The sequence below is a fragment of the Streptomyces sp. NPDC001709 genome (genome assembly GCF_053596375.1).
The window spans coordinates 26,782-35,235 of sequence record NZ_JBSFGB010000059.1 but is presented as its reverse complement, the minus strand read 5'-3'; the positions used below and the strand labels follow the sequence as shown (position 1 = coordinate 35,235).

General features: G+C 69.0%; 8 protein-coding genes and 1 pseudogene. 7 read left to right on the top strand and 2 right to left on the bottom strand.

The window, feature by feature from the left end; genetic code table 11:
* Window positions 1-500 precede the first annotated feature (500 nt).
* Complete coding sequence (locus ACWC0C_RS44270) at window positions 501-1,739, top strand: IS110 family transposase (protein ID WP_450870538.1); 1,239 nt, start codon at window positions 501-503, stop codon at window positions 1,737-1,739.
* A 5-nt stretch (window positions 1,740-1,744) separates the two neighbouring features.
* On the opposite strand, the gene ACWC0C_RS44265 is transcribed toward ACWC0C_RS44270, so the two are convergent.
* Entirely contained in the window at window positions 1,745-2,446 is a 702-nt protein-coding gene (locus ACWC0C_RS44265) for a hypothetical protein (protein WP_450870536.1), read from the bottom strand.
* Between the two features lie 314 nt (window positions 2,447-2,760).
* Here ACWC0C_RS44265 and ACWC0C_RS44260 point away from each other — a divergent pair, with 314 nt between their 5' ends.
* Window positions 2,761-3,951 (top strand): IS110 family transposase, encoded by a 1,191-nt coding sequence (locus ACWC0C_RS44260; RefSeq protein WP_450870534.1) that lies wholly within the window; start codon window positions 2,761-2,763, stop codon window positions 3,949-3,951.
* Between the two features lie 110 nt (window positions 3,952-4,061).
* On the opposite strand, the gene ACWC0C_RS44255 is transcribed toward ACWC0C_RS44260, so the two are convergent.
* Window positions 4,062-5,087 carry a hypothetical protein gene (locus ACWC0C_RS44255; RefSeq protein WP_450870533.1) on the bottom strand — a complete coding sequence of 342 codons (1,026 nt, stop codon included), beginning with the start codon at window positions 5,085-5,087 and terminating at the stop codon, window positions 4,062-4,064.
* An 81-nt stretch (window positions 5,088-5,168) separates the two neighbouring features.
* Between ACWC0C_RS44255 and ACWC0C_RS44250 the strand changes: the two genes are divergently transcribed.
* From ACWC0C_RS44250 to ACWC0C_RS44230, 5 genes and pseudogenes are all read left to right on the top strand, one after another.
* Complete coding sequence (locus ACWC0C_RS44250) at window positions 5,169-5,480, top strand: helix-turn-helix transcriptional regulator (RefSeq protein ID WP_450870532.1); 312 nt, start codon at window positions 5,169-5,171, stop codon at window positions 5,478-5,480.
* Entirely contained in the window at window positions 5,477-6,241 is a 765-nt protein-coding gene (locus ACWC0C_RS44245) for a hypothetical protein (protein WP_450870530.1), read from the top strand. The genes ACWC0C_RS44250 and ACWC0C_RS44245 overlap by 4 nt, the downstream gene beginning before the upstream one ends.
* A 90-nt stretch (window positions 6,242-6,331) precedes the next feature.
* Complete coding sequence (locus ACWC0C_RS44240; RefSeq protein ID WP_450870528.1) at window positions 6,332-7,069, top strand: polyprenol monophosphomannose synthase; 738 nt, start codon at window positions 6,332-6,334, stop codon at window positions 7,067-7,069.
* Window positions 7,070-7,175: 106 nt separating this feature from the next.
* Window positions 7,176-8,006 (top strand): M55 family metallopeptidase, encoded by an 831-nt coding sequence (locus ACWC0C_RS44235; protein WP_450870526.1) that lies wholly within the window; start codon window positions 7,176-7,178, stop codon window positions 8,004-8,006.
* 187 nt (window positions 8,007-8,193) lie between these two features.
* Window positions 8,194-8,439, top strand: a pseudogene (locus ACWC0C_RS44230) (IS5/IS1182 family transposase); the annotation flags it as partial.
* Between the last annotated feature and the right edge of the window lie 15 nt (window positions 8,440-8,454).

Here is an 8,454-nt window from a genome sequence, read left to right as displayed (position 1 = left end):
GGCCTCCGCGAGATCCAGTACCGCAGCAACCTCATCGATGGATGTCTCGCCGAAACCGGCCTCACGTTGACGACATCACGCCAACAAGGTCAGTAACGCCCAGACCTCGACGTCTCCAGGCAGAGCGGTGGCGCCCGGCGTCTCCATGGCCGCCACCACGAAGGGTGTTGGCGCCCGTCGCCGCTGGACGCACGCCTATGACTCACCCGGCATCGATGCCCATTTAGAGAGCGGCGGCGTCCAGGGCCGTCGCGCGTCAACACCTCTCGACCTGACCCCTCGTTTGTGTTGGTGGTGCGAGCCCATCGCACGGTGACCTCTCGATACGCCCGAGCCGTCTGAGCTCCCGCATAGACCGAGGCCCGTGGGGTGCGCTGGTGTCACGAACGGCTAGTGAGGTGGCGGCCCGACCGCGATGCGGCCGAGGCCTGGGATTAGGTCGCTGCGTGGCCCGCATGCGCTCGTGACCAGCGCAAACGCCGAACTCTGGGGAGGAAATCTTGATCTACTGCGGAATCGACTGGGCGGAACGAACCCACGACGTTGCTCTGGTCGACGACACCGGCCAGCTGCTCGCCAAGCGACACATCACCGACGACGCGGCCGGCTACAAGATCCTGCTGGAACTGCTCGCCGAGTACGGCGACACCGAGGAGAACCCGATCCTGGTCGCGATCGAGACCTCCCGCGGCCTGCTGGTGGCCGTCCTGCGGACCGGCACGCGCAGGGTGTTCGCGATCAATCCGATGGCCGCCGCCCGCTACCGCGACCGGCACAGCGTGTCCCGCAAGAAGTCCGACCCCGGCGACGCCCTGGTCCTGGCCAACATCCTCCGCACCGACATGCACGCCCACCGGCCCCTGCCCGACGACTCCGACCTCGGCCGCGCGGTCACCGTCCTCGCCCGCGCCCAGCAGGACTCGCTCTGGAACCGGCAGCAGCTCGCCAACCAGCTCCGCTCCCTGCTGCGCGAGTACTACCCCGCCGCCCTGGCCGCCTTCGCGGCCTGGACCAACGGTCTGTGCCGCCCCGAGGCCCGGGAACTCCTCAAGACCGCCCCCACCCCGGCCCGGGCCGCGTGGCTGACCCGCACCCAGATCCAGGCCGCGCTCAAGCGCGCCGGCCGCCAGCGCGGCATCGAAGCTGAGGCCGACCGCCTCCGCGAGGTCCTCCGCGCCGAGTGGGCCCATCAGCCACAGCTGATCGAAGACGCACTCGGCAAGCAGATGCTCGCCCTCCTCATCCAGCTGGACGCGGCCTGCACGGCCGCCGACCAGCTCGCCGACGCGGTCGAGGAAGCCTTCCCGCAGCACCCGGACGCCGAGATCCTGCTGAGTTTCCCCGGCCTCGGCGTCCAGCTCGCTGCCCGCGTCCTGGCCGAGATCGGCGACGACCGCACCCGGTTCGCCGACGCCCGCGGCCTGAAGGCCTATGCCGGCTCCTCACCCATTACCCGCGCCTCGGGCAAGAAGTCCGCCATCACCCGACGGTGGGTGAAGAACGACCGGCTCAACCACGCCGGCTACCTCTGGGCCTTCGCCTCCCTGCGGGCGTCCACCGGGGCCAACGCCCACTACCGACGCCGCCGCGAACAAGGCGACTGGCACGCGGCCGCCCAGCGCAACCTTTTCAATCGCATGATCGGACAGCTCTACCACTGCCTGAAGCAGGGCACGACCTACGACGAGGCACTCGCCTTCGGGGCCCCTCCCGCCGAGGCTGTTGTCACCGCGGCTTGATCCGATCAGCGGGGAGCGAGACAGGCTTCGAGGGCGGCTCGCTGTTGTGGCGGCAGGTGGTCGCCGAGCGGAATTTTGCGCAGGCTGTGATCGCCCTCACAGAGCCAGCTCTGCTCGTCATCGTCGAACCACCAGTCCTCGACGCCCCACATGGGGTGCCCCTGAAGCAGGTGTCTGGCCAACCCCTCGCTCGCCTCAGGCGCACCCTGCGCGACCAGAGCCTCAACCACCGCCGTCACGGCCTCGTCCGGAACCGCCGCGTCGCCGAGAACAGGCAGAAGAAGGAGAAGACGGGCGTGAGGGTCGGTGACGCCCGCCGCACCGGGCGGTGCCTCCAGCAGGGCGGCGAGCTCGGACCAGCACAGCCCGGGGCCGATGCGGTCCTGATCGTCGCTGGCCAGGACGAGATCCTGGCGCCAGTCGGGATGCGTCAGGAAGTAGTCCGTGGTCGTGAACGCCTCGCCACTGTTGACGTGCACGACAATCGCGAAGCCGCCGGCCAGCGGCACCGTGAACACGGGCCACGCCGACGGGTCGTGGAGCGTGTCCAGCATGGCGTCCGCGTCACCCGCGTCCGAACCGAAGGCCTCCGGCGCGAAACCCTCAGCCAGGTCCGCCAAGTACGCAGGCCAGAAGCCCGGCTCATCCAGGAGCGGGTGCCCGTCCACGACGGGCGACGAGGAGTACCAGTGCCGTGCCATCACCATGCCGGGATTCTCTCCAAGCCCGGTCAGAACTGTTCGAAGACCCCGGCCCTCACGGCCGACCGGCTTGACGGCATAGCAACGTGAGGTGTCCTACCTTCTGGTACGGGTTGATCGGGCCATTCGTAGGGTCCTGTCACCCAAGGGATGCCGGGTGTGGCTGGTGAGGTGTTGCCACTCGGTGGCTGTTCAGACTTGGCCGCCCGGCTCCCCACAGACGGCCAGGCCGCTCATTGGGATTTGCGATCAGAATCGCTGCGTAGGACACCGCTGGCGAGGCCGTCGGAACCGAAAGCCACGACGTCGTCAGGGGAACGATGAGCCGGATCTGGGCCGGGATCGATGCGGGCAAGGGGCACCACCACTGCGTGGTCATCAATGGCGAGGGCGACAAGCTCCTCTCGCGTCGAGTGGCGAACGACGAGCCCGAACTGCTGGAACTCATCGCGGACGTCCTTGGGTTGGCAGATGAGGTTACCTGGGCGATCGACCTTCCGGACGGCTATGCCGGCTTGGTGATCACCTTGCTCGTCAGCCATGGCCAGCGTCCCCTCTACATCCCCGGACGTGCGGTCAACCGCGCCTCCGGGAGCTACCGCGGCGAAGGAAAGACCGACGCCCGTGACGCACTCGTCATCGCCGATCAGGCGCGGATGCGCCGGGACCTCAGCCCGCTCAGGGCCGAGAACGAGGCCATGGCCGAGCTGAAGCTCCTCACCGCCCGCCGTACCGACCTCGTCTGCGACCGCACCCGCGCCAACAACCGGCTCCGAGGGCTACTGGCTGGCATCTTCCCTGCCCTGGAACGCGAGCTGAACCTGGCGAACAGAGGCCCGCTGATCCTGCTGACGGGCTACCAGACCCCCAGCGCGATCCGCCGGCTCGGCGCCAGCCGCCTGGAAAAGTGGCTGCTGAGCCGCGGGGCCCGCTGGTCAGCAGCGCTGGCCCAGGCCGCGGTGGCGGCCGCCGGACGTCAATACACCGCGGTGCCCGGCGAACAGGCAGCCGCCCGACTGGTCCAGGCCCTCGCGCACGAGATGCTGGAACTCGACCGGAAGATCGCCGAGATCGAACAGGACATCGAAGCGGCCTTCCGTGCACACCCCTACGCGGAGATCGTGACCAGCATGCCCGGCATCGGCCCCTTGCTCGGGGCCGAGTTCCTCGCGGCCACCAGCGGCGACATGGACCTGTTCGGCAGCGCGGACCGGCTCGCGACCTACGCCGGCCTGGCACCCACACCGCACGACTCCGGCCGCGTCAGCGGGAATCTGCACCGCCCGACCCGCTACCACCGCGGGCTCCAACGCGTCTTCTACATGTCGGCGATGAGCAGTATCCACTTCTGTCCGGAATCCCGCCGCTTTTACCAGCGCAAACGAGCAGAGGGGAAGCGCCACACCGAGGCCGTCCTGGCCCTCGCCCGACGACGCGTCAACGTTCTCTGGGCTCTGCTAAGAGACGGACGACGCTTCGAACCCGCCCTACCCGCCGCAACTACGGCTTGACAGAGCCCATTGGGAAGTCTGCCTGCGTCCGTACCGTTTGGACAGCTCGCGGGCGCAGATCGCGGGTGTTGCCTGTTCCTGCGGTGTGAACAGGTGCATGGTCACGCCTTTCACCGGTGCTTGTCCGGTCGTCGAAGGTGAGTGGCGGCCGCGCCGAAGCGGCGGCGGGAGCCGGAGGAGTCGTACGGCAAGCAGGCGAGCAGGAGAGCGGCTGTGACCACGGAAGTGACCAGACCGGCGCCGAGCGTGAGGGCGGCCAAGGCCGGTACAGACGTCAGCGATCCCGTGCCGAACACGGGCCACAGTGCGTCGCGGAACGCCGTCGCCACACTGATCGCGACGCACCCGGCGACGGCCGATGCCTCGGCGATACGGCGGGGCCGGGTGCGCGGCGGCCGTGCGACGAATCCGGCGACCGTATTGCTGATCACGCAGAACGCGAGGTTGGAGGTCGCTGCGACGACCAGAAACCAGGCGATGAGCAGCGGATCCGTCCAGCGTTCACCTATGGCCTGCGCACTGGTGAGGGACGCTGCAGCCAGCGTGCTCAGGGTGACGAACACCGTCATCGCGCGACGGCGCACCCAGACCGCCGCGTCCGGACCGACCCAGCGCCGCAGTCCGGGAATCCGTCGGCAGAGGAAGACGGCGTCGCCGAGCCAGTCATGCCGCCATGGGGCGGCCGAACCGTGCCCTCGGTGGCCTCGCACGAGCAACACCGCAACCGCCACAGTGAGTACGGAGTTGACGACCAGCCCGCCGATCAGCACCGATACCCATGTCCCCGAGGACGCGGCAGGCGTCCTGCCGATGACCGCGACCCACTCGGACACCACCGTGAGCCCGACCAGCGTGACCATCGCCCCCGCCGCACGCAGTGTCTGCCGCACCCGTTCCGCACCCCCCGGCGCCCGCCACGCGAGCAGCCGCAACGCGATCACCAGGGCGAGCATCGGCACCGCAAACTGAGCCAGGGACACCACCACGTCGTACGGGTCGTCCTGCCACGGGCTGGCGGCCCTGACCGTCTTGTCCTGGGTCTCCAGCACCGTCAACGCCTCGAACACACCGGCCGCGCCGAGGCTCGCCCACACCACGGCCGATGAAGCCCGGCCGTCCTCCTTCACGTCTTCCATGGCCCGCAATAGTACGCGTCTCGTACTACGTGACAAGTAGTATCGCGGCTCGTAGTATGTGGATCGGAGGGAAGGAGGCTCATGCACAGCAACGACGCCCAGATGCTCGTGCTCACCGTCCTCGCGGACAGGCCGCTGCACGGATACGCCATCAACACCGCGATCGAAGAGCTCACCGGCCGCAGACTCGGCCCCGGCAGTCTCTACGGAGCGCTGTCCCGACTGGAGGGGCGCGGGCTGATCCAGCCCGCGGACGAGGCGGCCGACCCCCAGGAACGCCACCGCACCATGCGCATCACCGACGCGGGCCGCGGCCAACTGCGCGCCGAACTCCAGCAGATGGCCCGGATCTCCGCCGCCGGCCTGCGCGCGCTCGGGGTCAACCCGGCATGAACGCCGCCACGCTCCTGACCCGGCTCTATCCACCGGCCGTGCGCGAGCGATGGGGCGAGGACATCCGTCACGAGGTGTCCGCCTCCGGAATCCGGTCCTGGCCCGACACCCTCACGGGGGCCGCGCGCCTCTGGCTCCACCCCGGCGACTGGCCCGAGACGTTCACCGGACAGACCCGCCGCGTGCTGACCGTCGCACTCTTCACGCTCACCGCGGCCACCGGACTGCTGCTGCGCTCGGCCGAACCCTCCACCACCCTCACGGCCGACATCCACCACCCCGCCACCAGCCTCTGGCTCGCCCCGCTCCTGCTCGGCATCGGCCTCGCCGCACCGCTTCCCCCGCTGAGCGGCGCAGCGCTCCGCAGCCTGACCGCCGCGGTGGTCCGCACCCTGGCCGCTCCGACCGCCGCGGTCGTCGCCCTGTGCCTGACGGCATGGAGCGGCGTGGCCGAACACCTCACCGGCTTCGCCGACACAGCCGCGGTCACCTGCTACTGGCTCACGCTCGGATTCGTCGCGTTCCGCCTGTGCGTCCTCGTCGCCCACATCGCCCGGACCGCCGCCCTGCCGACCACACGCCGGCTGTCCACGGCCCTGCTACACATCGGGACCGGACTGACCCTCGCCGCGGGCCAGATCCTCCTCGCCATGGTCCGGACCGCTCCTCATCCAGGGTCCCTGGCCGAGAGCACGGCACTGGGCCTCCTGGCCGCCACGGCCATCAGTACCGGCCACGACCTACGGCAGAAGAGGGCGTAGGCCCCAGCCATTGGAGTGCGATCAGCGCTCCGCGACCGCCGAGCGCCGGTACCGCTGAACCGTTCTCGACCTCTGACCCAGGAGTTGCCGATGACCGCCGTGTCCCCGAAGGTCGTTGTCGTCGTGCCGACCTACAACGAGCGGGACAACCTGCCCGTCCTGGCCGGCCTGCTCGCGGACCTGCCGGTGCCGAACCTTCATCTGCTCGTGGTCGACGACAACTCACCCGACGGGACTGGCGAGGTTGCCGACAAGCTCGCCACCGAGTCACCGGACGCCGTCGGCGTGCTGCACCGCACCGCCAAAGACGGACTCGGCCGCGCCTACCTCGCCGGCATGACCCGTGCACTGGACGAGGGGGCCGACGTCGTGGTCCAGATGGACGCCGACCTCTCGCATCCGGCCTCGGTGATCCCGGCGATGGTCGACACCCTGCTGACGAAGGACGCCGCCGTGGTACTCGGGTCCCGCTACGTCGCGGGCGGCTCGACCGCCACCGACTGGCCCTGGCACCGCACGGCCCTGTCCGCCTGGGCCAACCTCTACGTCAACGCGATCCTGCGGCTGCATGTGAAGGACGCCACCGCCGGATTCAAGGCATGGCGGGCCGGGACACTGCGAGCGATCGACCTGCCGTCGATCCGCAGCAACGGCTACTCCTTCCAGGTCGAGATGAACTTCCGCACCGTCAAACAGGGGCTGACCATCCTCGAAGTGCCCATCCGCTTCGAAGAACGCGTGCAAGGGACATCGAAGATGAGCCTGGGCGTGCAGCTCGAATCCGCACTCACTCCGTGGAAGCTCCGTTTCGGCGGCACCTTGAACTGAGACCTCGTGGCGCATGAACTGGTGGGCCTCCACAGTCACTCGGCGGCGGAACCGTGAGAGGAGCGGCAGGCGTCTTCGAAGCGATCAAGCTTGAGGAGTACGCGGAGTGCGGATCTACATCAGCGCGGACATGGAAGGCGTCACGGGGCTCGTGGATGCCGAGGACGTCCAGCCCGGCGGGCGCGATTACGAGTGGGGGCGGCAGATGATGGCGGAGGACGTCAACGCCGCCGTCCGAGGCGCCGTCACAGCGGGCGCCACCGACATCACCGTCAACGACGCGCACGGCCCCATGCGCAACCTGCTGCCCGACGCTCTGCACCCGGCAGCCCGGCTCATACGCGGCAAGCCCAAGCAGATGGGCATGCTCGAAGGGCTCACCTCCGAGCATGACGCGCTGATCTGCGTCGGCTACCACTCGCGGGCCGGCGCGCTGGGCGTACTGAGTCACAGCTTCATGGGGCATGAGATCGAGGACATGTGGCTGGACGGTCGGCCGGTGGGCGAGATCGGCCTGGCCCATGCCACCGCAGCGGCCCTCGGAGTGCCGGTGGCGGTCCTCACCGGTGACGACCGCGCCTGCACAGAGATGACGGAGTGGGGCGCTTCCGTCGCCACCGTGGCCGTGAAGTATGCACGCGACCGCTTTGCGGCAGATCTACGCCCCGCGGACGAAGCCAGGAGGGCGATCGAGGAAGCCGTCGCCTCCAGGCTCTCCGCACCCCTGGATACCCCGTCCCCAGCCTCGGCCCCATCCACCCTCACCGTCCGCTGGCAGTCGGCCTCAGTGGCCTCCACCCTCCTGGGAATCCCAGGGGTCACCTCGACAGGCACCCGAACCGTCCAGGCCCAGGGCGCGCTGCCCAACCTGTACCGGCTCTTCGGGGTGTGGATGCGGGTGGCGGCCTCCCTGACCAACCAGCCGCCGTACTGCTGAACGTCACGGCTCCACAGCGGGCGTGAGCGATGCGTGAGCGGACAGTCCGGCACGAGGTGTCAGTCGCGGGATTGAGAACTACCGAGACGCGTTTCCCCAGGTCAACGCCCATTTCACCGAGAAACCCCAGGTCACCACCTCATGATCAGCGCAGACTCGACTTCCTGTCGAGTCCATTGGCACGCCGCGGGCGCAGATCAAGCACACCATTCCCGAGCGCAGGGACCAGCGGGCCAACCGCCAGCCCCGTGGTAGCGCGGGCGGTCGACCCACCGGCTTCGACAAGACGATCTACAAGCGCCGCAACGACGTCGGGCGAACGATCAACGCGCTCAAGAGCTTCCGTGCCGCGGCCACCCGCTTCGATAAGAGGGCGTACGTCTTTCACGGCACCGTGACCGTCGCAGCCATTCGCCTCCGGCTTCGTTCGTGACCCGCCGGACAGTCG